Here is a 24,281-nt window from a genome sequence, read left to right as displayed (position 1 = left end):
GAGAGGTGTTCTGTGGCAACCGATACCGCGCGGCCCGATGTCGGCTTCGGCTCGGACCGTGGGCCGGTGCTCGCGTCGCTGATGCTCGCCACCGGACTCGTCGCGCTCGATTCGACGATCCTGGCGACCGCGGTGCTGTCGATCACTGACAGTCTCGGCGACTTCACGCTGTTCCCGTGGCTGTTCACGAGCTATCTGCTCGCCCAGGCCGTCACCGTGCCGATCTACGGCGCGCTCGCCGACACCTTCGGGCGCAAGCCGGTGATGCTGTTCGGCATCGTGGTGTTCGCGCTGGGCTCGCTGCTGTGCGGGCTGGCGAGCAGCATGCTCGCCCTGATCGTGTTCCGCGCCGTCCAGGGCATCGGCGCCGGCGCCATCCAACCCACCACCATGGTCATCGCGGGTGATCTGTACACGTTGGCCGAACGTGCCACGGTCCAGGGCTATCTGGCCGGGGTGTGGGCGGTGGCATCGGTGACGGGCCCGCTGCTCGGTGGCATCTGCGCCGACTATCTCGGGTGGCGGTGGATCTTCCTCGTCAACCTGCCGCTGGCCGCGCTCGCCGCCTGGATGCTGATCCGCAACTTCCACGAGTCCGTACCGCGGCGCCGGCGCAGCATCGACTACGCCGGGGCGGTGCTGTTGACGCTCGGTGCGGGGTCACTCGTGCTCGGACTGCTCGAGGGCGGTCACGCGTGGACGTGGGGATCGCCGGTCGGTATCGCGGTCTTCGGGTGTGCCGGACTGTCGCTCACGCTGTTCGTCGTCGTCGAAGCGCGTGCCACGCAACCGATTCTGCCGCTGTGGGTGTTCACCCGACGGGTGGTGATCGCCGGCAGTGTCGCGGCAATGCTGGGCGGGGCGCTGCTGTTCGGGTTCACGACGTATGTGCCGATGTTCAATCAGGGCGTGCTCGGGTCGAGCGCCTTGGTCGCGGGCCTCGTCACCGGAGCGCTCACCCTCGGCTGGCCGTTGGCCGCGGCCAGAGCCGGAAAGGTGTATCTGCGCTTCGGGTTTCGCACGTGCGCGGTCCTCGGCAGTACCGTCGCGGCGCTCGGCGTGGTGACGACCCTGCTGCTCGACGAGGATTCGGCGCTGTGGCAGGTCGCCGTGTCGTGTTTCGTGGTGGGCGCGGGCATGGGCTTGGTGGCCACACCCACGCTCATCGCGGCGCAGACGAGCGCGCGCTGGGCCGAACGCGGGGTCGTCACCTCCGCCACCATGTTCGCGCGATCGCTGGGCAGCGCGGTGGGAGTCGCGGTCTTCGGTGCGATCGTCAACGCGCGCCTGGCCGGCGACGGTGCGCCGACCCCGCAATCACTTTCCGCCGCAATACATCTCGTGTTCGTGTCCATCGCGGTCATGACCGTTGTGCTGGTGGCCGCGTGCGCGGCGATCCCGCGCCGGGCCGGGGAATTTCCTGTCCATCCAGCGGGAGAGCCCGGCCCGGTGAGCCGTCTGGACCACGAGCATGGGGTGGCATCACCAGACGAGAAGAGGGAGCCAGGATGCTGACAACCGGCATGCGCACCGAGCTCGCCGCCGAACTGGCGCGGGCGGAGCTGGATCGGGTGGCCGTGTCCCCCGTCGTCGACCGGTATCCGGGCATCGATGTGGTGGACGCGTACGAGGTCCAGCTGCTCAATATCCGGCGCAGGCTGGACGACGGCGGGAAGGTCGTCGGGCACAAGGTGGGGCTGTCGTCGAAGGCGATGCAGCAGATGATGGGCGTCGACGAGCCCGATTACGGTCACCTGCTCGCCGACATGGAGGTCTTCGAGGACGTCCCCGTCGACAGCACCAAGTTCCTGCTGCCCCGGGTGGAGGTCGAGGTCGGGTTCGTTCTCGGCGCCGATCTGCCCGGCGAGGACTGCACCGAAGCAGACGTGCTGGCCGCGACCGTCGCCTACGCGCCGTCGATCGAGCTGATCGACTCGCGGATCACCGACTGGAAGATCGGACTCGCCGACACCATCTCCGACAATGCTTCGTCGGCCGGGTTCGTCCTCGGCAAGGAACGCGTAGCCCCGGGCGATATCGATATCACCGCGATCGACGCCGTGCTCACCCGCAACGGTGAGATCGTCGCCGAAGGCCGCAGCGACGCGGTCCTCGGGGATCCGGCGATCGCGGTCGCCTGGCTGGCCCGCAAGGTCGCGACCTTCGGGGTCCGGCTGAAAGCGGGCGACATCGTGCTGCCCGGTTCCTGTACCCGCGCCATCGACGCCCGACCCGGCGACGATTTCCGCGCCGACTTCACCGGACTCGGCTCCGTCCGCTTGTCGTTCACCTGAGCCGATCCCACCCGCGGCCTGTCCGGGCCGCCATTCCTCGAGGAGGCCAACCGTGTCCCACGGTTCCGTCACCGCCGCGATCGTAGGATCCGGCAACATCAGCACCGACCTGCTCTACAAACTGCTGCGCTCGGAGTCCATCGAGCCCCGCTGGATGATCGGCATCGACCCCGACAGCGAGGGGCTCAAACGCGCTCGCGGGCTCGGCCTGGAAACCTCCGCCGAGGGCGTGGACTGGTTGCTGGCCCAGGACGAGAAGCCGGACATGGTCTTCGAGGCGACCTCGGCCTACGTCCACCGCGCCGCCGCGCCCCGCTACGCCGAACTCGGCATTCGCGCCGTCGACCTCACCCCCGCCGCGGTGGGTCCGGCCGTGGTGCCACCGGTGAACCTGGCCTCGCTGCTGGAAGCACCGAACGTCAACATGATCACCTGCGGTGGCCAGGCGACGATCCCGATCGTCGCGGCCGTCTCTCGCGTCGTGCCGGTGCCCTACGCCGAGATCGTCGCCTCCGTGTCGTCGGTCTCCGCCGGACCCGGCACCCGCGCCAACATCGACGAGTTCACCAAGACCACCAGCCGTGGCGTCGAAACGATCGGCGGCGCCCAGCGCGGCAAGGCGATCATCATCTTGAACCCCGCCGAACCGCCGATGATCATGCGCGACACCATCTTCTGCGCCATCCCCGACGACGCCGACCACGACGCGATCACCGCCTCCATCCACCAGATGGTCGCCGACATCCAGCAATACGTGCCCGGCTACCGCCTGCTCAACGAACCCCAGTTCGACGAACCGTCGGTCGTATCCGGTGGACTGGCGAAGGTTTCGGTATTCGTCGAGGTCGAAGGCGCCGGCGATTTCCTGCCCCCGTACGCGGGCAACCTCGACATCATGACCGCCGCCGCGACCGAGGTCGGCGAGGTCATCGCCGGTCAGATCCTCTCGGCCCGGGTGTAAGGAGCTTGTGAAACCATGGTCTATTCAGCAGAACTCGACATCCGGATCACCGACACCTCCCTGCGTGACGGCTCCCACCACAAACGCCACCAATTCACCGCCACCGAAGTCCGCGACATCGTCGCCGCCCTCGACGGCGCCGGCGTCCCCGTCATCGAAGTCACCCACGGCGACGGCCTGGGTGGTTCCTCGTTCAACTACGGATTCTCCAAAACCCCCGAACAACAACTCATCACCATCGCCGCCGAAACAGCCAAGAACGCCAAGATCGCGTTCCTGATGCTGCCCGGCGTCGGCGTCAAAGAAGACATCAAGATCTCCCAGGACAACGGCGCCTCGATCTGCCGCATCGCCACCCACTGCACCGAAGCCGACGTCTCCATCCAGCACTTCGGCTACGCCCGCGACCTCGGCCTGGAAACCGTCGGCTTCCTCATGATGTCGCACACCCAACCCCCCGAAGCCCTCGCCGAACAGGCTCGGATCATGGCCGACGCCGGCTGCCAGTGCGTCTACATCGTCGACTCCGCCGGCGCGCTGGTCCTCGAACAAGTCTCCGACCGCGTCGCCGCCGTCGTCGCCGAACTCGGCACCGACGCCCAGGTCGGGTTCCACGGCCACGAAAACCTCGGCCTCGCCGTGGCCAACTCCGTCTACGCGGTGCGCGCCGGAGCCACCCAGATCGACGGCTCCACGCGCCGCTTCGGCGCCGGCGCGGGCAACACCCCCGTCGAAGCCTTCGTCGGCGTCTCCGACAAACTCGGCATCACAACCGGTGTCGACTTCTTCGCCATCGCCGATGCCGCCGAAGACGTCGTCCGCCCCGCCATGCCCCAAGAATGCCTGCTCGACCGGCAGTCACTGATGATGGGCTACGCGGGCGTCTACTCCAGCTTCCTCAAGCACGCCGAACGCCAAGCCGAACGCTACGGCGTCTCCGCCGCCGAAATGCTCGTCCGCGCGGGCAAACGCAAACTCGTCGGCGGCCAGGAAGACCAACTCATCGACATCGCCCTGGAACTCCAGCGCGAAGCCGCCGTCACGGTCTGAAGCACCCGAGTCGGTCACCATCGCCCCGCGTGGATCGCACGTGGGGCGATGGTGACTTTCCACGAAGAACACGGTGCGGATATGGTCTCGTCGGCGAAATCCACTGTCCGAATGGACATTTCGAGTGGGTCGGCTATCGTCTGTCGCACGCCGTTCGGGACCGGTCGACGTGCGACCACCGCACGCCGGGTCCCGATGAAGTGGGGGATCATGGCCCAGCGGAGTCATCGCAAGCAGACCGGTCAGCTGATCACGCCTGACGGCGCGCCCGGCGACGGCGTGGACCAGGTGCACGTCAGCGGTGCGATCTCCCTGCCCGTCCCCCCGGATGCGCTGTGGGACCTGCTGTCGGAACCGGACAGTATCGCCGCGTGGATGTCCGAACTCCACGCCTGGAGCGGCCCGGGACCGGATCGAGTCGGTGCCGATCTCGAACTCGCCGCACAGGTCCAGATGTTCGACATGCGCCACGACGTGCGGCTGGTCGTCACCGAATACAGCCCGACCCGCAGTTGGACGATGACGTGCGGCGGGGTAACCGGCATCGCGGTCACCTTCGCGGTCGAACTCGATCACTCGCGCGACCTCTCGCGCGCCACTCTTCGCACCGGCCTGCACGGCCAGGTGCTACGAGACGCCGACGCGGTCGTGCTTCGCGACGCCCTCCAACGCGGGCTCGACGCGAACCTCCGGAACCTGGCCGACATCGCCGACGCCGACGGAATCGCCGTCCGGCCACCGGTCGCCGTCGTGCACCACCCGGGATGAGGCCGCCGGGTTCACCGGCGGTTCAAGCGACGCGCGCGTGTTCCTCGACCGCCGCGGGCTCCTGCACCGGCTGCGCCGGCCGACGTCCGGTGACGAGGAACAAGACAACCAGCCCGACCGCCAGCCACACATACGTGTCGCCGATGATGTGCTGATCCCACGTCCATGAGGTCTCACGGTGTTCGCCGTCGGGCAGGAAACTGTGCGGCGCGATCACGAAGACCGCGGCGACGACGACGGTCGTGGCGTACCAGCCGCGAGCGCTGCTGAGCGGCAGGGTGCGGGCGTGGCAGACCATCGCCAGCAACGCGGGCGCGATCCAGACCCAGTGGTGCGACCACGAGATCGGCGACAGCAGCAGCGTGAAGACCGCGTTGAGCGACAGCGCGATCGCGGGGGCGTCGGCGGCCTTGCGCATCGCGGCGACGACCAGGACCAGCAGCAGGGCGCCCAGCACGAGCCACAGCGCGTCGAACGGCAGGCCGGTGATGTGCAGGCGGGCCATGACCGCCTGGATCGACTGATTGGTGTGGAAGGCCGAGCCGCTCAGGCCCGAGACGTTGCCGAGGCCGCCGAACCAGTAGCGGGTGGATTCGGTGGGCAGGAACGCGAAGGACGCGATGGTGGCGATCGCACCGGTGCCCGCGGCGGTCGCGGCGGCCTTGTAGTCCTTGCGGACCAGGAAGTAGAGAACGAAGGCGGCGGGCGTGAGTTTGATGGCGGCGGCCAGGCCGATCAGCATGCCGCGCGGGTAGCGGGTCTTCGGCAGCAGGCAGTCGGTGGCGACCAGCACCATCAGCAACAGATTGACCTGACCGAAGTCGATGGTCGAGCGAACCGGTTCCAGCAGCATCGCCAGCGGAACCGCGCAGGCGGTGACGAGCAGGGCGACCTGCTTGCGGTCCGGGTGGTAGCGGCGGGCGACCAGATACAGCGTCCAGGCGACCGCGGCGATCGACACCACGACGTAGAGGATCTTCGCCGTGCCCCACGGCAGCAGCGCGAACGGCGCGAGCGCGATGGCCGCGAACGGCGGGTAGATGAAGGGCAGACCGATGCCGATCGTGGTCTTGGGCAGCTGACCGTACATATCGGCGCCGTCGCGCATCGCCTCGATGCCGAGGCGGTAGACCTGGAGATCGATGAACCCGTCGGAATAGCGTTCGAAGGGCCAGATCGGCGTCCTGACACAGACCACCGACACAATGGTGAGCAACACCGGCACCAGCCACCATGCTCGATTGATCGGGCGTGGGGAACGCTCTTGCTCGGGGTGGGTGGTGTCACTACTCATCCGCGGCGACTATACCGACTCGCCCGCGCTACTGGGGCACCGCCCATCGGCGGCGGTGACGTGCGCAATAGCCAGGCGGATGCCCGCCCACGAACCGAACGCGCTGAATGCAGGGCTGGTCAGTCACCGCGGTTGTAGCGGGTCAGGTAACCGGCCATGGCCGCGACATCCTCGTCTGTCCAGTCGGCGAAACGCGCCTGGAAGGCCTCCCGGCGCCGGCGTTCTGCCTCGCCGGCGACGGCTCGGCCCTCGGGGGTGGCGCGCAGGACGTGATTGCGCCGATTGCCGGGATCGACCGCGCGTTCGAGGTAGCCGAGCTTCTCGAGTGCGCCGACCTGCCTGCTGACGGTCGATTTGTCGAGCAGGAACTGCTCGGCCAGGTCGGTGGCCAGGCAACCGTCGCGTTCGAGGATCAGGTCGAGAATGCTGTAGGCGACCAGGCTCAGCTCGGGATGTAGTTCGGCGGCGCGGCCGCGGGCACGGCGGGCGAAGGCGGTGAGTTCCCGCTGGATGGTGTCGACAGCCTGGGTTCTTGTGCTCCGCGCGTTCATGGTTGTATCCTACAACCATACATAGTTGCATTTACCAACTGTTTGGAGATCTGTCCCGATGACTCGCACCCAGTTCCGGCACGTCGCCGGACATCTGCTGACGCCGCTGCTGATGTGTCTCGGCATGGCTTTGGCCTACCTCGGCGCGTTCCATCAGCCCGAGCCGAACAATCTCGCGCTCGCCGTGGTCGGCGACTCCCCGCAGACGATGGTGCTGGCACAGACGATGAAAGACAAGGGCGGCGCCGGGCTCGACATGGTCACCGTGCCCGATCGCGACGCGGCCATCGACGCGCTGCGCAATCGCGAGCTCGTCGGCGCCTATGTGCCCGACGGCACCAGGCCGGAGCTGCTGGTCGCCACCGCGAGCTCCGATACCGGCGCGATGGCCGCGGAGGTGGCGTTCCGGTCGGTGTCGGATCATCAGGGCGTGCCGCTGGTGGTCACCGATGTGACGACCAAGGCGGGCGGTGACCCGACCGGGCAGGGCATCTTCTTCCTGCTGGTCGCGTTGAGCGTGGGCGCGTACGGCAGTGTCGCGGTGATCGGCGCGGCGGGCGCGCTGCTGCGGATGCGGGTGCGCGCCGCGATCGGTGTGGTGACCGCGCTGATCGTCAGCCTCATCGGCGTTGTGGTGGCGGGTCCGGTGTTCGGCGTGATCGACACCGATCTCGCGAGCGTGTTCGCCATCGCCTGGGTCTACGCCTCGGGCATCATCCTGATCGGCATCGGCCTGCACACGTTCTTGAAGCGCTGGACCACCCTCGCCCTGATCACCCTGTTCGTGATGCTGAACTTCACCACCTCCGGCGGCGTCTACGGGCCCGAACTCCAGAACGGGCTCTTCGGTGCGCTGCACTCGTTCTGGAACGGCGCCGACTTCGTCGAAGGCCTGCGCAGTCTGCTCTACTTCGACGGTGGCGCCGGGTTCGGCTCCCGCCTGTTCGGGTTGTTCGCCTGGCTGGTCGTGGGTGTGGCGCTGGTCGTGGTGGCCGGTCGGTACGAGGCACGCCACGCTCCCCAGCCGGTCGCACCTGCCGCGGTCGAGGAAGAGATCGGCGAATCGGTCGCCGTCTGAGCCGTCGCTACCACGCCTGATCAGTCAGGTCAGGCCCCGGCGAATCCCGTTGCCCGACATCCGGACACACTGTTGCGGACCTCATCGACCGGGGTCGCAGGGGCACTGTCGTTTTCAGTGGCAGTCTTGTCGTGAATCGACCACGACTCCACGTAGACACGAGTACGGTGTAGCGCGCAACCGCGGACAGTCTGGCGCCGCGAGGGGGTGTAACAGCGGAAAGGGCGGGTGCCACCGATGAACGATCCCGACGCGCAACGCCCCGGCGACCCGCTCCCCCTCGATCAGCGCTACGACGGCGCCGATCCGATCGAATGGTGCGGTGCGGCGGTCTATCCCATGTACACCGAGGCGCTGCCCGCCGGAACGACGGCGGTACATCTGCGCGCGCTGTCGGTGATGGCACCCGAGGACGTGTCGGGTCTCGGCCTCGGCCTCTCCGTCCACGACGGGCACGTGAATCTGAACGGGAAATCGCTGGCGGGCGTCGACATCTGGTACGAAGCCCTCGCCGACGGCATCGACATCTCGGTGACCGCGGACGCACCCGACGCGCTGTTCACCCTCACACCCGTCTGGGTGGCCGAATCGGGCACACACCAATCCTGGACCGGCAACTACGGCATGGTCGTCGACCTGCTCCCCGACGGGGCCTCGACCCTGTGGTGCAGCACCGGTCCCGGCACACCCGATTTCAACGAACTGGTCGTCGAACTCAGCACCGGCCCGGCCGAACCGGCACGCCCCGAACCACCCCTCGACACAACCGACCCGGCGACGACACCGCTCAGCCCGGCCCCTTCGACTCCCCCCGTCGAACCGAGTCCCCCAGCCGCTTCCACCGAACCGACACCATCGGCTCCCCTACCGAAAATCTCGATCGCACCGGCCGACCCGCCGCAGCCCCCACGAACCAGCCAGGGCGTCGGCGGCGCCCTCCACGAACTGGGAACCGCCATGCACGAACGCGGCGAACACGACTCGGCCCGCGCCCTCTGGACCCAAGCCGCACAGGCAGGCCACAGCGGCGCCGCCTACGACCTGGGCACCCTGCTCCTCCAGCAAGGCGAACGCGCCGCCGCCGAACAATGGTGGAAGGCCGCCGCCCACGACGACCCACGCGCCGCGGCCTCCCTCTCCGCCCTGTCCGAACAGCCTTAGGACGAGAAACCCGCCACCCGCGGTGATCCGCGGGCGGCGGCTTCGTGGCCGACCTGTCTAGGGCGCCTGGTCCGCCAGCACCGCACCGGCTTCGGCCGAAACCTCACGCAAGGGCGTGAAATCGCGGGCGGCGATGTGTTGCGGGCGGCGCTGGGGAGCCGCGAAAGGCTCCACCAGGGCGTTTTCCACGCTGTTGAACACCAGGAAGATGTTCGAGCGCGGGAACGGAGTGATGTTGTTCGACGAACCGTGCATCATGTTGGAGTCGAACAACAGCGCCGAACCGGCCCGCCCGGTGAACTGGGTGATGCCGTAGCGGGCGGCCAGGAATGTGACGTCGTCCGTCGTCGGGACCCCGATTCGCTGCTCGCGCAACGACTCCCGATAGTGACCGCTCGGCGTTTCGCCCAGGCACGGCACGAAGGTGCGGTGTGAACCGGGCATCAGCATCAGGCTGCCGTTGAACGGGTAGTTGTCGGTCAACGCGATCGACAGACTCACCGCACGAGGGGTGGGCATGCCGTCCTCGGCGTGCCAGGTCTCGAAATCGGAATGCCAGCCGAAACCGCTACCACCGAAACCGGGCATGTAGTTCACCCGGGTCTGATGCAGGTACACCGGCGAACCGAGGATCTGCTCGGCGAGCCCGGCGATCCGCGACTCGGCGACCAGCTCCGCGATCGGTTTGCTGAGCTGATGCACCTGGAACACCGAACGGACTTGCCCCGCAACGGGTTCCACGATCACCCGTTCGTCGCCGTAGAGCACGGGGTCGGCCGCGAGGTGGCCGACCTCGGCGCCGAAGGCGGCCACCTCGTCGGGGGTGAGCAGGTCGGGGATCGTCGCGAAACCGTTCGCGTCGAACCCGATCAGCTCCGGCGAGGTGACCTGGCCCCACACCGTGGGATCGGTGCGTTCGATATGCGGGGCCGGCTCGGACAACCGGGTCGGGTAGCGGTCGAGCTGATCAGACACTGGCGCCATCCTCCTCGATAATCAGCGGATACACCCCGTTCTCATCGTGTACCTCGCGGCCGGTGACCGGCGGATTGAAAACACACAACATGCGCAGCTGGGTGCGGGCGGTGACCTGGTGACGTTCGTGGCCGTCGAGCAGGTACATCGAGCCCGGGCCCAGCTCGTACGTTGTCTGGTTGTCGAGATCGAGCAGGCTGCCCTCGCCCTCGACCAGCCACACCGCTTCGACGTGATTCTGGTAGTGGAACCGGTGGACGGTGCCTGCCTCGATTGTAGTCTCGTGGAAGGAGAAACCGACCTTGTCGCCGCCGAGCACGATGCGCTTGCTGCGCCAGCCCGGCCCTGCCACATCGCGTTCGGTGCCGGTGATCTCTTCGGTGGTGCGCACGATCATGCGGCACCGCCACAAACGGTGTCGATCGAGGAGACCAGCACCGACAGGCCCTGATCGAGTTCGTCGCTGCCCAGCGTCAACGGCGGCAGCAGTTTCACGACCTCGTCCATCGACCCCGAGGTCTCCACCAGCAGACCCTGTTCGAACGCGGTGCGGCACACCTTGCCCGCCTGCGACGGGTCGTCGAAGACGATGCCGTGCACCATGCCGCGTCCACGAGTGGACACTCCGGCATGCCGCTGCGCGACCGCGTCGAGCGTGCGGCCCACGTAGGCGCCGTTCTCGGCGGTGCGCTGGGCGAGTTTGTCATCGGACCAGTACTCGCGCAGAGCGGCGGTCGCGGTGACGAAGGCGGGGTTGTTGCCACGGAAGGTGCCGTTGTGCTCACCGGGCGCCCACTGGTCGTGCTCGGGCTTGAGCAGCACCAGCGCCATCGGCAGACCGTAGCCACCGATCGACTTGGACAGCGTCACGATGTCGGGGGTGATGCCGGCGATCTCGAAGGAGAAGAACGGGCCGGTGCGCCCGCAGCCCATCTGCACGTCGTCGACGATGAGCAGGATGTCGCGCGCGGCGCACAGTCCGGCCAGGTGACGCAGCCATTCGGCGCGGGCCAGGTTGACGCCGCCCTCACCCTGCACGGTCTCCACGATCACCGCGGCGGGGCGATCGAAGCCCGAGGAGCTGTCGTCGAGGACGCGCTGCATCCAGCCGAAGTCCTCGATGGTGTTGTCGAAGTAGCCGTCGTAGGGCATCGGGGTGGAGTGCTCGAGCGGCACCCCGGCACCGGCCCGCTTGGCGGCGTTGCCGGTCACCGACAGCGCACCGAGGGTCATGCCGTGGAAGGCGTTGGTGAAGCTCAGGATGGTCTTGCGGCCGGTGACCTTGCGGGCCAGCTTGAGCGCGGCTTCGACGGCGTTCGCGCCGGTCGGGCCAGGGAACTGGACCTTGTAGTCGAGGCCACGCGGCGAGAGCAGATTGTCGCGGATGGTCTCGAGCAGTTCACGCTTGGCCACCGTCGACATGTCCAGGCCGTGGGTGATGCCGTTGCTGCCGATGTATTCCAGCAGCGCCTTTTTCAGAATCGGGTTGTTGTGTCCGTAGTTCAACGCGCCGGCGCCTGCGAAGAAGTCGAGGTATTCGCGGCCCTGCTCGTCGCGCAACCAGGCGCCTTCGGCGGTGCTGAAGATGGCCGGCCAGTCACGGCAGTATCCGCGCACGTTCGATTCCATGGCCTCGAAAATGCTGGTGTCGGTGGTCGTGATCATCGTCGTTCCTCCTGGCGCTGAGCCGGTGAAATCACATACAGCAGCTCTGCCTCGTGTGAATCGGGGAAATCGTTTTCTTCGAACAGGTCCTCGGTGCGCAAATCGGCACCGCGTTCCCGGGCCACCGCGGAGAACAGCGCATGCGAGGCGGTGTTTCCGGGTGAGATCGTGGTTTCCAAGGTGGTGATGCCCGCGCCGGCAACCGAATCGAGCAGCGCGTGCAGCATGGCGGCGGCCAGGCCACGGCCACGAGCTTGCGCGTCGACGGCGATCTGCCAGACGAACAGCGTGTCCGGAGCTTCCGGACGCACATATCCGATGACGAATCCGACGGGCTGACCGTCACTTTCGGCAACCAACGAGGTTGCGGCGAAATCGCGACACCACAGCAGGTACGCGTAGCTGGAATTGACGTCGAGTACCTGCGAATCGCGGGCGATCCGCCACAGCTGGGCACCGTCGCCCAGCCGTGGATGACGCAATCTCGGTTCCGAACCAGGGGCCGCCGCGCTGGCGGCCGGCTCGATGGACATGGTGGACGTTGTCATATATCTAACGTGCCCAGCCGACTTTGCGGTCTTTGTGTCGAGCTCTTTGCGGTTGTATGACGAATCGTTTACTACGACTGCACGTCGAGGCGATACCCGAGACCGCGCACGGTAACCACGATGCGCGGGTCGGACGGGTCGCGTTCGATCTTGGTACGCAGGCGCCGCACGTGGACGTCGACGATGCGCTCGTCACCGAAAAAGCCCTGATCCCACACTCTTTCGAGCAGTACGGATCGACTCAGCACGCGACCGGGGGTCTCCGCCAGTTCACACAGCAACCGGAATTCGGTGACCGTGAGGTGGATCTCCTCGGCGCCGCGGCGCACCGCGCCCGCGTCGGCCGCCAGCACCAGTGGCGCGTGCGGATCGGCGTCGAGCACGGCCTCGGGGGTCGTGTCGCGATCGGCGGTGATGCGGGCGCGGCGGCGGAGCGCGCGCATCCTGGCGGTGATCTCCTTGATTTCGAACGGCTTGCTCACAAAGTCGTCGGCCCCCGCCTCCAGGGCCGCGACCACGTCGTGGGTGTCGTACCGGGTGCTGATCACGATGATCGGCACGTCGTGGTCACGACGGATCTCCCGGATGCAGTCGAAGCCGTCGGCTTCGCCGCGCATCAGGTCGACGATCATCAGATCGGGTGGCCCGTCGTTCCGCAGCCGATCGAGGGCGTCGGAAGGGACGCCTGCCTCGGCTACGGCATACCCTTCGTCTTCCATCGCGCGACGCAGGTCGCCGCGCATCTGGACATCGTCGTCCACGATCATCAGGTTCGCGCTCATGTGTGTGCACATCCTTTGCTGACACGCCGGGCGTGCGCCGGTGCACTGGGGGGTTTCGCGTCCCCAGACCGACACGACTACCCGCCTTCGAGCTTGTTACCGATCTGTTATGTACCCAGACTCGCCCCGGCGTAAACCCGTCGTAACAATCCGCCCGGTCAATCGGCGGTTCAGCGGTGCCGATCCGATGGCATAGTCGTGGGCGTGACCCCGACTTTTGCTGACATCGAAGCCGCTGCGGCGCGGATCGACGGGCTGGTTCGCCCACTCACCGTCGCACCTGCCGGACCAGGGCCCGACCCGCTGTGGTTCGCGCTGGAGTTCTTGCAGTTCACCGGCACTTTCAAGGCGCGTGGGGCGCAGAACTTCGTCCGTGCGCATGCCGCCGCGGGAACGTTGCCGGACGCGGGTGTGACGATCGCCTCAGGTGGCAATGCCGGGCTGGCGTGTGCGTGGGCGGCGCGCGAGGCAGGGGTGCCCGCGACGGTGTTTCTGCCCGAGACCGCTCCCCCGGTCAAAATTGGTCGACTTCGTGACTACGGCGCCGAGGTTCGACTGATCGGTCCGGAGTACAAGCAGGCGCTGGCTGCGTGCCGGGAGTTCGCCGAGACCAGCGGCGCGCTGGCCGCCCACGCCTACGACCATCCGCTCGTCGCGGCCGGTGCCGGCACGCTGATGCGCGAGATCCACGCGCGAATCCCTGACCTGGATACGGTGCTCGTCGCTGTCGGTGGTGGCGGGTTGTTCACCGGAACAGCGGTCGCCGCACAGCATTTCGGGATTCGCACGGTGGCCGTCGAACCACAGGGCTGTCGATCGCTGAATGCCGCGCTCGAAGCCGGTCACCCGGTGGATGTCACCGTCGACTCGATCGCCGCGGATTCCCTCGGCGCCCCGAATGTGTCGGCGATGGCCCTGACCGCCGCCCAGCATCCGAGTGTGCGGTCGGTGTTGGTGCCCGACGAGGCGATCCGCGCGGCCAGGCAGCAGCTGTGGGATTCCCATCGCATCGTCGTGGAGAACGGCGCGGCCACCGCGATGGCGGCGCTGCTCGACACCGGTTCGGGCCCGGCCTATCGGCCCGAACCCGGCGAACGGGTGTGCGTGATCCTGTGTGGGGCCAATACCGACCCCAGCGACCTCGTCTAGCGGACCAGGGCGTTCTTATCGACGTAGTTGGTCATCGCGGAGTTCAGGCCGCGCATGGCCAAGGTGTAGCCGTAAGGGAAGTACCGCTGACCCCAATGGGCCAACTGGATGTCGCGGGAGGTGTAGACCCAGTAGCGGTTGCGCTCGACACCCTTGATCACCGACGTGGCCGCCTGCTCCGGGGTGACGGCGTGGCGCATGAACAGCCTGATCGCCTTGTTCAGCGCCGCGTTGTCGCGGTCGACGCCCGCGATGTCGACGCTGTCGACCATCGGGGTGGCCATCGCGCCGGGGCAGACCAGGCTGACGCCGATCTTGTGGCGGCGCAGGTCGAACCGCAGCACCTCCGAGACACCGCGCAGGCCGAACTTGGTGGCGCTGTAGGGCGCGTGCCACGGTAGACCGAAGATGCCCGCCGCCGAGGACACGTTCACCAGGTGACCGCCGCGACCGGCGGTGATCATCGGGCGCACGAACTCCTCGATGATGTGAATGGGGCCCATCAGGTTGATGTCGACGGTGCGGCGCCACTGCTGGGGCGTGAGCTTGTCGACGGTGCCCCAGGTGGCGATGCCCGCGACGTTCATGACGATGTCGACATGGCTCACGGCCTCGAAGGTATGGGCGGCGAGACCGACGACCGCGGAATGGTCGCTGACGTCGGCCGCGTGCGCGAGATGCACCGTCGCCCCGGCCGCGCGCAGTTCCTCGGCGGTGGTGGTGAGCGCGTCGGCCGTGATGTCGGTGAGGACGAGCGAGGCCCCCTTCGCGGCGGCCGCGAACGCCGTGGCGCGGCCGAGGCCGCTGGCGGCACCGGTGATCAGGCAGGTCTTCCCGTCGAACTTCGTCATGGTCCCGACCCTACGTTTGGTGAACAGATGCGTCTACGGTTCCGCGGTGATCGCGATGGTGGTCCAGCCGCCGACATGGATCCGGCTGCCTTCGCGCAGTGCGACCGCCTGCTGCGGTGTGATCGGTGATTCGGCGCCGTCCAAGCTGGTTCCGTTGGTGGAACCGAGGTCGGTGATGGTGAGCGCGCCGCTCTGATCGACCTGGATCATCGCATGGGCGCGGGAGACGCCGATATCCGCCGGGGCGATGCCGAGGTCGATCTCGGGCACGATCCCTTGCGAGGCCGATCGTTTTCCGATCAGGAACTGGCTGCCGCGCAAGATGATTCGACGTTCGGGGTAGAAATCCGGGAATTCGACACGTTCGGCATCGGGTCCCTTGCGGGCTTGGACGCGCGCGTAGAACTCGCGGTCGGCGAAGATCCGCGCGACCCACACCCTGGATCGGCCGCTGTCGGGCGGCGCGCCGGTAGCGATCATGGTGGGGTCGAACCCGCTCCGATGATCGGGATGCGCACCCGCACGTGACGATTCGAGCCGCCCCCCGGCCGAGGGATCGCCGAAGTCGGCCCGGGCGCGGTCGGCCGAGTCCGGCAGGTCACCGGGACGCGGCGACCTCACGGCCGGCGGCGGCAGGGCACTGTCGTGGCCGCATCCTTCACAGAAGCGTCCGCTGGTCGGCGCGTGGCAGTTCGGGCACAGGCGCAGAGCCGCCGGGTCGGGCGCGGGCGCCGCGCCCAGAGCCGATCCGCACACATCGCAGTAGTCCGTCGACCGCGACTGGTGTCCGTCCGCGCACATCGGCATGTCAGCCGCCCTCCGGCCGCACCCGGGCGGTCTTGGTGGAGCGGATGTCGAGGGCGAGTTCGTCGGCCGCGGCGACCTGGCCGCGCAGCTTCACGGTGCCGTCGTGCTCGACCTCGACGACACCGCGCAGCAGTTTGGCGGTGGACTCGTGGCCGGAGGCGGCGGCCAGTTCCACCGCGCGCCGCAGCTTCGCGGTCGCGGTGGTGACATCGCCGTTGCGGCGCGCCGCCAGACCTTCCTGAACGGCCTGGGCCAGTTCGACCTGGCCGGTGTAGTGGGCCACGCGGGTACTGATGCGGGTCGACAGGGTCGAATCGGTGGTCCAGACCGCGCGCACCAGGCCCTGGCCCAGAACCTCGTCACCGGCCAGCACACTCAGCCGCGCGGCCAGCTTCTCCCGGCCCGGCGCGGCCGGTTCCAGTTCGATCTGCACGTGATATTCGCGTTCCTCGGCGGCCCACGACGACAGTGGGTAGTCCCCCACCTGCGCGCCCACGTCGGTCCGGCGCCCGGTCAGATCCTCGAGCACCGGCGAGACCTGTTTGACCATCCGCACCCGCGCACCAGCCGGAGTCCACACCTTCAGCGTCAGTTCCGGGATCACGCGCGCGGCCGAGGATCGCATCATCGCGGCGAAATCACGAGCCAGATCCTTCGGATCGGCGACGATGTTCGCGTCACCGGACAGTTTCGACGCGATCTTGCGCAGCTCCTCGGCGACCCAGTCGTCGCCGACACCACGGCAGTCGCAGACGAAAAGCCCTTCGGCACGGTCGAGTTCGGTCGCGAGCTCCTGCGGGGTCTCGTGTTCGTTCTTGCCGTCGGTGAGCAGAATCGCGTGCGCCTGCGCGCCGGGGTGCGCGGCGGCGACCTCGCGGGCCAGCGCCAGCCACGAACCCATCGCGGTGCCGCCGTCGGGCCGCAACCGATCCAGGGCCCGCCGGGCCGAGGCGCGGTGTGCGCGGTCGGCGGGGGCGGACAGGGTGTTGTCGCTCGGGTAGATCATCCGCGCCGACTCGGTGCCCTCGATGATGGCGAACGCGGTGCCGTCGGGGATCTCGTCGAGCGCGGTGCGGGTGGCGTTGCGCGCGTTCTCGAATTTGCGCTTGTTGCCCATCGACCCGGAGCAGTCGATGATCAGGATCTCAAGCCGCGGCGGCGGTGTCGCGACGGCGGCGAGTTCGGGGCCGGTGGTCACCGTCAGCACCGCGTCCACCACGCTCGCGCCTTCGGCGAGGAATTCGTTCTGGTCGACGGCGATCGAGATACCGGCTGTCTCAGGGGAACTCATGACACTCCTGGTTCGGGCGATACGGCAACGGGCACCGGAGCCAGGGCGACCGTGATGTTGTCACTGCCCCCGCTGTTGAGGGCGAAGTCGGCGAGCGCGCGAGCGGCGGCCTGCGGCGAGGTCTCGACGGTGAAGCCGGCGAGCGCGACCGCCTCGGGCAGGTAGTTCCACAGGCCGTCGCTGCACAGCAGCAGCGTGCCGGGTTCGGTGGCGAGCATGCGTTGCAGGCAGTTCGCCGACCACGGCGCTTCGCCACCGTCGGCGCCGAGCCAGCGCAGCAGGGTGTGGGCGCGCGGGTCGTTCATCGCCGCGGTCTCGTCGAGGGCGCCCGCGTCGACGAGAGCCTGGGCCCAGGAATCGTCGACGCTGAGCCGGCGCGACGCGGTCGGATCGCCCGCCGCCAGCCAGAATGCCCTGCTGTCACCGACATTGGCGACGGTGATGTCGGTGCCCAGGCTCGTCTCGCGCACGATCGCGGACACGTAGGTGCACGACGGCGCGTACTCGGGAGTGCGTGACATGCCGCGCACCGCGGCGGTCGCCGCCGCCAGGCCCGCCATCGCGGCATCGGAGTCGGCTCTGCCCTCGGCCAGGGCGGCCAGAGCGGCATCGACACCGGTGCGGGCGGCATTGCCGGAGGCCGCTTGCGGATCCTGGGAAGTGGAGACGCCGTCGCTGACCACGATCACCCGGATGCCGTCGCCCTCGCGTACCGCGGCCGCGACCGCGTCTTCGTTGCGGGAGTGGCTGATTCCGCGGTCGGTGAGGACATACACCGCGCCGAGGTCTTCCTCGAAACGGTCGGGGACCGGCTTGGGGCTGCCGCACCTGACGCAGTAGCCGCCCTCGTAGCGGCGTTCACCGCAAGTCGAGCACTGCGGCACCGCGACCGGATCATGCACGGGCAGTGCGACTTTGCGCACGCCGAGTTCGCGACCGCAGCCTTCGCAGAAGCGGTATCCCGCCCGCGCCGAGCCCGCGCAGTCGGCACAGCCCGGCGCCGTCACAGGGTGGTCCTGGGGCGCACCGAGTTCGCCTGGTCCACCAGGACGAATCGGGTCCACATGTCGTCGGCCTCGCGCGCCAGTGTCCGCAAGCATCGTTCCAATCCCGTCCGCACGCCCTGCTCGGTGAATTCCACGTCCAACAGCTTGCCTGGTGTACTCGGCAGCTGTCCCGACCGGATCCAGTTCAGTGCCGCCTCGAGGACGAACATCCGCACCTGCGCGGTGCGTTTGCGCGAGTCGAGGCGCAAGTGGTCGACCCGCTCGCCGGTCCGGCGGAGCAGGTCTTCGTCGAGGTCGGCCGGATCCCGGTGTGTCAGTAGCGTTTCGACGGCGGAGACCCGAGCCTCGGTGAACATCGAGGAGGTGCGGTCGACCTGATCGAGGACCGCCACCGCGCCCGTGCGGTCACCGCCGGCGCGGCGCAGTCGCGCGGCGCCGAAGGCGGCGGACAGGTAGGTGTGGTCGGTGCGCCAGACCATTTCGTAGAGCGCCAGCGCGCGGCCGAGCTCGAAGGTTGCGGTGTCGGGCTGCTCGCCGCGGGCGGCGGCACCGAGCTCCAGTGCGGCCGCCAGCGCGAGTTTGGGAGCGGGTTCACCGGGCAGTGCCGCGTAGACCGACTCGAAATCCGCGGCCGCATCGGCATAGTCGCCGGTGAGCAGGGCGGCCTGGGCTCGATACCAGACGGGCCGCCAGTCGAATTCGAGCTCGGCGTCCAAGGCGGCCAGGCGGGTCAGCGCCGCAGCCGCGTCACCCGCTTCGAGCTCGGCGCGCACCAGTCGCAGCGGGATCTCGACCGACTCGCCCGATCCGGTCACCACCGCGCGCAATCCGGCGGTGAGTGCCCGCTCGAGTTCGGCCGGGGTCGCGGCATCGGTGGTCGCCAGCAGGGCGGCACCACTGTCGCCGGGGTCGACCAGCGGGGCGGGCAGGCCGGCGATGAGGGCGCCCGGTTCGGGTGTGACGCTGTCGATGCCGAAGACGGCACGGGCGGGACCGAACTGGCTCGACATGCCGGGACGTGGAATGCCGTCGCCGGTCGCCAGCACCTCCCGCAGCACACCGGTGAGCTGGTCGGCCATTTCGCTCGTCGAAGCGAAACGCGCCAGTGGGTCGGGGTCGGTGGACCGCCGCAGGAATCGGTACAGCGAATCGTGCTCGGCCAGTAGCGGTTCGCTCTCGGGACCGGGGATCGGGCCGAGCTTGCCGTCGACGGAGGGCACTCGCATCATCAGCACAGCCAGTGTGCGGCCCGCGGTGTAGATCTCGGTGGCCACGGTCGGCCCGGTTTCGGCGATCTCGGGCGCCTGGTAGCCGAGGGTGCCGTAGATGGGGCTGGTGCGGTCGTCCATCGCGATGACCGCACCGAGGTCGATCAGTTCGAGGCGTTCCTCGGTCTGCATCACGTTGTCGGGCTTGAAATCGCAGTAGGCCCAGCCGCGAGCGTGCAGATAACCGAGCGCGGGCAGCATTTCCAGCACGTAGGCGATCGCCTGCGCGGGCGGCAGGTAGCGCTGGGTTTCGGCGCGGTGGGCGCGCAAAATCTGCTTGAGCGAGGTACCGCCGACATAGGCCATGACGATGTAGCCGACGGGTTCGCCGTCGGCGTCGGCGTGTTCGGTGAAGTTGTGGATCTTGACGATGTTGGGGTGGTCGACCTCAGCGAGGAAACGCCGTTCGGCCAGGGCGGCGGCCAGGGCATCGGCGTCGCCGGTGTCGATGAGGCCTTTGAGGACCACCCAGCGTTTGTTGACGGCGCGGTCGGTGGCCAGATAGATCCAGCCGAGACCACCGTGGGCCAGCGCCCCCGCCACTTCGTACTGGCCGCCGACGAGATCGCCTGCCCGGAGCCGGGGCACGAACGAGTAGCGGGTGCCACAGTGCGGGCAGAACCCGGAGGTACGGCCGGGAACACCGGCCTGGCCGCGACCGACAGGCTTGTCACACTTGCCGCAGAAGCGGTCGGATTCGGGCACCTGGGGGTCGGTGAGCACTGCCGTGGCCGGGTCCACGCGGGGGACCGGCGGCACTTCGACGAGCCCGGCGCCGAGCCTGCCGCGCGCGGCCGAACGCGCCGAGCCCGACCGGGTTCGGACCGAGCGACTCGAGGTGCGCCCGCTCGCGCTGACCGTCGACGCGGACGGGCTGTGCATCGGCCCCGTCACCGTGGCCGGCGCGGTACCGCAGGTGTCGCAGTAGCCGTCGGCGATCGTGCCGTCGCACTCGGGTTCGCCACAGGCGCCGGGAACCGGCACGGGTATCGGTGGCGGCTGCGGTTTCGCACTGCGCGGCTGCGCTGTCGTGCGTCCCGATCGGCCGTTGCCCGCGTGGCCTGCCTGCGGTACCGGTGGCGCGCTCGCGACGGGCGCGGTACCGCACAGTGCGCAGTAGCCGTCCTCGATCGTGCCGTCGCACCCCGGTTCACTACACCTCATGCTGTCCGCCCCGCTTTCTCCCCGATGATCGAACGATAGTCCGCGACGGCCCGGGTGACCGCGGCCAGATCGCACGGTGTGCGGGTGAGCAGACCGGCCGCGATCCGGTCGGCGGCGAGCACATCCCGGTCCTCGCTCACCCCGAGCCGCGAGGCCTTGGCGCGGTAAGCGGTGAGTCTGCCGCGCAGTTCGGCGCGCCGATCGAGCAGACCACGCGCCAATTCCTCACGCCGTGTGGCCTTTTCGACAGCGTCGCCTGCCCGCACGCGCAGCGCGAGCAGATGTTCCACTGTCGGCCGATCGGGTGTACCGCCGAGAGTGTCGAGTTCGGTGCGCAGTCTCGTGGCCGGTTCGCCGCCGTCGGGTAGCTCGCCGGTCGCGACCTTGTGCTGAGCCTGGGTGACAGTGTCGTCGGCGCGATCTTGCCGTTCGCCGAGGTCGGCCAGCTGTGCGCGCAGGGCGGCGACAGCGCCGGGCAGATCGGCGGCAACGGCGAGATAGCCGCTGTGGCGGGCGGATTCGGTGTCGATCAGCGCCGTGAGCGACGCGAGGGCGGTGTCGATCTCGCCCGGCCCGAAACCGAGCGGATCGGTGCCCGCGCGACGCAAGAGCGTCGACAGTGGTTCGGTGGCCGCGTCCAGCGCGCCACGAGCTTGCTCGACGCGCTGTTGCAGCGGGGCGAGTGCACCGAGCACCTGTTCATCGACGGCCGCGACCTCGTCGGCGAACGGGGCGACGAAGGCGAACGCGGCGCGCATCCGGTCCAGGCAATCGGCGATGCCGACTGTCACGACGGTCTCACTGGGACCGGTCAGACCGCGCTGCGCCAAGGGGATCGGGATCCTCGCCACCTCGTGCGGGCGACCGCGCAGCAGTTCGGTGAGCCGCCCCCGCGACCGGTCGTCGACCCTGCCGCGACCGGCACGCACCGTCTGAGCCTCGCCGAGGATGGCGCGCACCCGCCCCAGGTCCTCCCAGAGTTCGCCCAATGCCTTCTCCACCGGCGCCCACCGACGCGCGGTCTCCCCTGTCGGCGGATAGCGGCGGACCAGGGCCAGGCCGGGGTGGCGGTCCAGTTCCAGCAGGGTCGTGGTCACCGTCGCCAATTCCGCTGTGCGCCCCGCCAGTTCACGATCGATCTCGAGCACGCCGAGCATCGGCCAGCTCATCCGACGTACCGGGGCACCGGCGGGCCTTGCGAGGGGCCCAGAGTCGACAGGTGCTGGGCGTAGATCCGCTGCCAGGTGCCGTCGGTACGGGCGCGGTCGAGCACGCCGTTGACGAATCGCACCAGCTCGTCGCTGCCGCGCGGCACCCCCACCGCGTAGGCGCCCGCGCCGATCGGGTCGCCGACGACCTCGAGGTTGTGGTCCTGGGCGACCAGCCCCGCCAGGATCGGCTCGTCCCCGCTGATCGCGTCGACGGTGCCCTGCTGCAGCGCCACCAGGCAGTCGGTCCAATTGGTCACGCCGAGCACGGTGGGTGGGGTCGGCAGCGTGAACAGCGGCGCGGCGGCGGTGGTGCCCTTCGCGACGCAGACCCGCTTGCCCGCGAGCCCGGCGCCGTTGGTGATGCCCGCGCCGTGCGGGGCCGCGATGCGCTGCGCCGCACGGTAGTACACGCTCGAGAAGTCGACCTCACGGCGGCGTTCGCAGGTCGCCGAGAAGGTGCGCACGATCATGTCGACCTTCTTCTCCTGCAACAGCGGGATCCGGTCGGCCGCGGTGACCGAGCGCAGTTCGATCTTGTCCGGGTCACCGAACAGATCGCGCGCGATCTCCCTGGCCAGGTCGATGTCGAAACCCTCGAGCTTGCCGGTCGACGGGTTGCGGAACCCGAACATGTAGGTGTTCTGATCGACGCCGACCCGCAGCCTGCCGTTGGCGATGATGGCGGCCATCGCCGACCCCGCGGGCATCGCACCCGGTCGCGGCTGGGTGGTCGGTGCCAATGTCGCTTCGGTATCGCAGGTTCCGGTGCCCTCGGCCGTCGGTGCCGAGGTGATCGCTTCGGCGCCGGGCAACGGCGGGGCGACGGCGGTGGCGGCGATGGTCGACGGTTCGGGGGCGCCGGCACAGCCCGCGACCAGCGTGACGGCCGCGGCGAGCACGACCAGCAGTGGACGCCTCACAAGAACTCCTTGAGTCGTGGCCAGAGTCCGGAGATCACCGCGCCGGCCGCGGCCAGCAGCAGGAGCAGGGTGCCGAAGGGGCTGAGGGTCAACGATGTTCCGGCGGCGGCGACACCGTCGCGCAGGTCGTCGCGGGCCTGGGCGAGGTCGTCGCGCAGTTCCTGGTCGAGGCGGGCGAAGCTGGTGGCCGAGCTGTCGGGGCCGGTGCCGATCGCCTGGGTCACCGCGCCGGGATAGTCGGCCTTCTCGTAGGCGGTGCGCTGGGCATTGTGCCCCGCGTTCCAATTCGTCAGCGCGCGTTCGGCATCGGAGTCGCCGCCACCGGCCGCGGTGAGACGCCCACGCAGGTCGCCGCTGTGGGTTTGGAAGGCCTTCTCCGTGGCGGTGATGTCGCCACGGGTGATCAGGGCCAGGGTTTCGTCGGTGCGAGCCTGCTGGGCCAGGATGCGGGCCCCTGCCAGGTTCTCCACGCGCGCTCCGGCGCCGGAACTGCCGTCCTCGAGCAATTGCGCGGCGGTCAGGGTGGCGCCCGCGGTCCACAGCAGCGCCACCAGGGCGGCCAGCGCCGCCATCGCCATGCCGGTATTGACCAGGCGGTTCGTCCGGCGCAGCAACACGATCGACCCGGCCAGGCACACCACGAGGACCAGCAACAGGAGCACGATGCTCGTCCACGGCAACGCGCCGATGCGCTGCTGATCCTCGCGCACCGCGGCGAAGCGTGCCTTGCTGAGTTGTTCGGCATTGGGCAGAAGTGATGTCTGCATCAGGTCCGAGGCCTGACGCAGGTATGCCGACCCCACCGGGAAGCCCTGACGGTTGTTGGCGCGCGCGGTCTCCACCAAGCCCGTGTAAGTCGGCAGGTCGGCGGCGATGCGGGCGACGATCGCCCTGGTCTGCGCGTCGGTGGCGCCGGCGGTCGCCTCGGCCAGCGCGGCGGCGGCCTCGGCGAGCGCCTGCTCGTAGGTGTCTCGTACCTGCGGTGATTCGATGCCGCCGGACAGGAACGCCGTCGCGGCGCCCGCGTCGGCGGCCGAGAGCGACACATACAGACTCTGCGCGGCGAAGGCCAGCGGCTCGGTCCGCTCCAGCACCTGTTCGGTGCGCACGATCTTGGCATCGAGCTGTCGGCCCGCCGTCGATCCGGCAACCAGACAGGCCACCGTGGTCACGACGAGGACCACCCCGATCGCACCTGGTGTCGTCGCGGCGAATCGCCGCAGCCACGTCCCCGCGTCACGGATGGTCGCCGGTAGGCGAGATCCCACACCGTCCTCCTTCATCTCCCCGGGCGGTGTCTTCGACCGCGATAGTACGGGAGCCGCTGAAAGTTCGCCCGGGTGAAGGAAATCGGCCGAAACGAGACAGCGAGAAGGGCCACCTCGCGACCCAACGGCCACGGTGTGGACACGCAAGAATCCGATGCGGCCGATTCCTGACCGCGACATCCCCCGAATTCGTTGCACAAAATCGTCGACAGTGACCG

Annotated in this window: 23 protein-coding genes; 8 read left to right on the top strand and 15 right to left on the bottom strand. The window is 68.7% G+C overall.

Features of this window, described 5'->3' with window-relative positions; translation table 11 throughout:
* The first annotated feature begins 12 nt into the window (after positions 1-12).
* The 5 genes from ACFTS5_RS05580 (at position 13) to ACFTS5_RS05560 (ending at position 5,073) form a co-directional block, all read left to right on the top strand.
* Entirely contained in the window at positions 13-1,515 is a 1,503-nt protein-coding gene (locus tag ACFTS5_RS05580; RefSeq protein ID WP_378627696.1) for an MDR family MFS transporter, read from the top strand.
* Entirely contained in the window at positions 1,509-2,294 is a 786-nt protein-coding gene (locus ACFTS5_RS05575) for a 2-keto-4-pentenoate hydratase (RefSeq protein WP_378627695.1), read from the top strand. The genes ACFTS5_RS05580 and ACFTS5_RS05575 overlap by 7 nt, the downstream gene beginning before the upstream one ends.
* Positions 2,295-2,346: 52 nt before the next feature.
* On the top strand, positions 2,347-3,255 hold the full coding sequence (locus ACFTS5_RS05570) for an acetaldehyde dehydrogenase (acetylating) (RefSeq protein WP_378627693.1): 909 nt from the start codon (positions 2,347-2,349) through the stop codon (positions 3,253-3,255).
* A 15-nt stretch (positions 3,256-3,270) separates the two neighbouring features.
* A complete protein-coding gene (gene dmpG, locus ACFTS5_RS05565; RefSeq protein ID WP_378627691.1) occupies positions 3,271-4,305 on the top strand; it encodes a 4-hydroxy-2-oxovalerate aldolase in 1,035 nt (344 codons plus the stop codon).
* Between the two features lie 210 nt (positions 4,306-4,515).
* The gene (locus ACFTS5_RS05560; protein WP_378627689.1) at positions 4,516-5,073 is read left to right on the top strand and encodes an SRPBCC family protein; all 558 of its coding nucleotides are present in this window, start codon (positions 4,516-4,518) and stop codon (positions 5,071-5,073) included.
* 22 nt (positions 5,074-5,095) lie between these two features.
* Here the strand turns inward: ACFTS5_RS05560 and ACFTS5_RS05555 are convergent, their stop codons facing one another.
* Together ACFTS5_RS05555 and ACFTS5_RS05550 are read right to left on the bottom strand one after the other, a co-directional pair.
* The gene (locus ACFTS5_RS05555; RefSeq protein WP_378627686.1) at positions 5,096-6,367 is read right to left on the bottom strand and encodes a glycosyltransferase 87 family protein; all 1,272 of its coding nucleotides are present in this window, start codon (positions 6,365-6,367) and stop codon (positions 5,096-5,098) included.
* 119 nt (positions 6,368-6,486) lie between these two features.
* On the bottom strand, positions 6,487-6,918 hold the full coding sequence (locus ACFTS5_RS05550) for a MarR family winged helix-turn-helix transcriptional regulator (protein ID WP_378627684.1): 432 nt from the start codon (positions 6,916-6,918) through the stop codon (positions 6,487-6,489).
* A gap of 58 nt (positions 6,919-6,976) precedes the next feature.
* Between ACFTS5_RS05550 and ACFTS5_RS05545 the strand changes: the two genes are divergently transcribed.
* On the top strand, positions 6,977-7,996 hold the full coding sequence (locus tag ACFTS5_RS05545) for a hypothetical protein (protein WP_378627682.1): 1,020 nt from the start codon (positions 6,977-6,979) through the stop codon (positions 7,994-7,996).
* Positions 7,997-8,233: 237 nt separating this feature from the next.
* Positions 8,234-9,157 (top strand): hypothetical protein, encoded by a 924-nt coding sequence (locus ACFTS5_RS05540; RefSeq protein WP_378627679.1) that lies wholly within the window; start codon positions 8,234-8,236, stop codon positions 9,155-9,157.
* 57 nt (positions 9,158-9,214) lie between these two features.
* On the opposite strand, the gene thpD is transcribed toward ACFTS5_RS05540, so the two are convergent.
* The 5 genes from thpD to ACFTS5_RS05515 all read right to left on the bottom strand — a co-directional run bounded on the left by thpD (position 9,215) and on the right by ACFTS5_RS05515 (position 13,127).
* Complete coding sequence (gene thpD, locus ACFTS5_RS05535) at positions 9,215-10,141, bottom strand: ectoine hydroxylase (RefSeq protein ID WP_378627678.1); 927 nt, start codon at positions 10,139-10,141, stop codon at positions 9,215-9,217.
* Positions 10,125-10,529 (bottom strand): ectoine synthase, encoded by a 405-nt coding sequence (locus ACFTS5_RS05530; protein ID WP_378627675.1) that lies wholly within the window; start codon positions 10,527-10,529, stop codon positions 10,125-10,127. The genes thpD and ACFTS5_RS05530 overlap by 17 nt, the downstream gene beginning before the upstream one ends.
* The gene (ectB, locus tag ACFTS5_RS05525; protein ID WP_378627672.1) at positions 10,526-11,797 is read right to left on the bottom strand and encodes a diaminobutyrate--2-oxoglutarate transaminase; all 1,272 of its coding nucleotides are present in this window, start codon (positions 11,795-11,797) and stop codon (positions 10,526-10,528) included. The genes ACFTS5_RS05530 and ectB overlap by 4 nt, the downstream gene beginning before the upstream one ends.
* The gene (gene ectA / locus ACFTS5_RS05520; protein WP_378627670.1) at positions 11,794-12,345 is read right to left on the bottom strand and encodes a diaminobutyrate acetyltransferase; all 552 of its coding nucleotides are present in this window, start codon (positions 12,343-12,345) and stop codon (positions 11,794-11,796) included. The genes ectB and ectA overlap by 4 nt, the downstream gene beginning before the upstream one ends.
* A 71-nt stretch (positions 12,346-12,416) precedes the next feature.
* Positions 12,417-13,127, bottom strand: coding sequence for a response regulator transcription factor (locus ACFTS5_RS05515; protein ID WP_357369059.1), 711 nt, complete (start codon positions 13,125-13,127; stop codon positions 12,417-12,419).
* A gap of 204 nt (positions 13,128-13,331) precedes the next feature.
* Here ACFTS5_RS05515 and ACFTS5_RS05510 point away from each other — a divergent pair, with 204 nt between their 5' ends.
* Positions 13,332-14,276, top strand: coding sequence for a threonine/serine dehydratase (locus tag ACFTS5_RS05510; RefSeq protein WP_378627667.1), 945 nt, complete (start codon positions 13,332-13,334; stop codon positions 14,274-14,276).
* Here the strand turns inward: ACFTS5_RS05510 and ACFTS5_RS05505 are convergent.
* The 8 genes from ACFTS5_RS05505 to ACFTS5_RS05470 are packed head-to-tail and all read right to left on the bottom strand — an operon-like array spanning position 14,273 to position 24,063.
* A complete protein-coding gene (locus ACFTS5_RS05505) occupies positions 14,273-15,127 on the bottom strand; it encodes an SDR family oxidoreductase (protein ID WP_378627665.1) in 855 nt (284 codons plus the stop codon). The genes ACFTS5_RS05510 and ACFTS5_RS05505 overlap by 4 nt on opposite strands.
* 33 nt (positions 15,128-15,160) lie before the next feature.
* A complete protein-coding gene (locus ACFTS5_RS05500; RefSeq protein ID WP_378627664.1) occupies positions 15,161-15,934 on the bottom strand; it encodes an FHA domain-containing protein in 774 nt (257 codons plus the stop codon).
* A gap of 1 nt (position 15,935) precedes the next feature.
* Positions 15,936-17,225 (bottom strand): VWA domain-containing protein, encoded by a 1,290-nt coding sequence (locus ACFTS5_RS05495; protein ID WP_378627661.1) that lies wholly within the window; start codon positions 17,223-17,225, stop codon positions 15,936-15,938.
* On the bottom strand, positions 17,222-18,232 hold the full coding sequence (locus tag ACFTS5_RS05490; RefSeq protein ID WP_378627658.1) for a PP2C family protein-serine/threonine phosphatase: 1,011 nt from the start codon (positions 18,230-18,232) through the stop codon (positions 17,222-17,224). Before ACFTS5_RS05490 ends, ACFTS5_RS05495 begins: the two co-directional genes overlap by 4 nt.
* Positions 18,229-20,664, bottom strand: a complete 2,436-nt coding sequence (locus tag ACFTS5_RS05485) for a tetratricopeptide repeat protein (protein WP_378627656.1) — start codon at positions 20,662-20,664, stop codon at positions 18,229-18,231. Before ACFTS5_RS05485 ends, ACFTS5_RS05490 begins: the two co-directional genes overlap by 4 nt.
* Positions 20,661-21,833 (bottom strand): hypothetical protein, encoded by a 1,173-nt coding sequence (locus ACFTS5_RS05480; protein WP_378627653.1) that lies wholly within the window; start codon positions 21,831-21,833, stop codon positions 20,661-20,663. The genes ACFTS5_RS05485 and ACFTS5_RS05480 overlap by 4 nt, the downstream gene beginning before the upstream one ends.
* Positions 21,830-22,795: a glutamate ABC transporter substrate-binding protein gene (locus ACFTS5_RS05475; protein ID WP_378627650.1), complete on the bottom strand. Its 966-nt coding sequence runs from the start codon at positions 22,793-22,795 to the stop codon at positions 21,830-21,832. Before ACFTS5_RS05475 ends, ACFTS5_RS05480 begins: the two co-directional genes overlap by 4 nt.
* Positions 22,792-24,063: a hypothetical protein gene (locus ACFTS5_RS05470; RefSeq protein WP_378627647.1), complete on the bottom strand. Its 1,272-nt coding sequence runs from the start codon at positions 24,061-24,063 to the stop codon at positions 22,792-22,794. Before ACFTS5_RS05470 ends, ACFTS5_RS05475 begins: the two co-directional genes overlap by 4 nt.
* Between the last annotated feature and the right edge of the window lie 218 nt (positions 24,064-24,281).

This window comes from Nocardia sp. NPDC056952, assembly GCF_042674185.1.
Classification (GTDB): domain Bacteria; phylum Actinomycetota; class Actinomycetes; order Mycobacteriales; family Mycobacteriaceae; genus Nocardia.
This window is presented reverse-complemented; position numbering and strand designations above follow the sequence as displayed.